The organism is Candidatus Symbiopectobacterium sp. NZEC135 (assembly GCF_025962695.1).
In genome coordinates this window covers 1-649 of the sequence record NZ_JAGFPF010001221.1, presented here as the reverse complement: position 1 = coordinate 649, position 649 = coordinate 1, and the positions used below count along the sequence as shown (strand labels likewise).

The 649-nt window shown below is 45.5% G+C and carries 1 pseudogene; it reads left to right on the top strand.

Features of this window, described 5'->3' with window-relative positions:
* Positions 1 to 649 (top strand): annotated as a pseudogene (locus tag J5224_RS33460) (hypothetical protein); the annotation flags it as partial.

Below are 649 nucleotides of genomic sequence, written 5' to 3'. Positions count from 1 at the left end.
CGCCGTGAGTACTATAAAAATCAAGGTGATGAGATTTGTGCTGAACGCTTTCTTCGACTAAATATTGCTGAGATTGCAACATCTCTCGATGTTGATAGTATCGCGTTCAAATCCCGTGGTGTTGCCCGTAAAATGAGACCGACTGAATTGCGGCATACTACGCCGGGCCAGAACAGGGCGGCTTATTATGTCCGAAATCCGAAAAATGGGATTAAGAAAGAAATTTTACTTGAGCTTCAACCCGGTAATACCGCTATCCATACCGAAGGCCAAACGATTTTTCTGAAACCGACGGATAAACCCAATGAATTTATGACATACCATCCTTATGCCGCAAAACCTGAGTTATTGCAGAGAAAGGTGATTGTCGATGAGGACACGCTCGCGTGGCGATATGCGGACACCTTCGATGCCACCCATCTTAATGTTGAAGTGAGGGAAGGGAAAAAGCAGATACCGCTGTACGGAGAATACTACGACCTGAAAAAAAATGGAGAGGGAAAGTTTGAGATCGTACTGCGAAAAGCCTCAGGCTCTCACGAGTATGTTCCGGTATACCTTGAACCATTATCCAAAACCTGGCACATGAGTACGCATAATCAGCACCCGGTGTTTACCCGCGAACAGGAAAATATCATTAACACGCTCC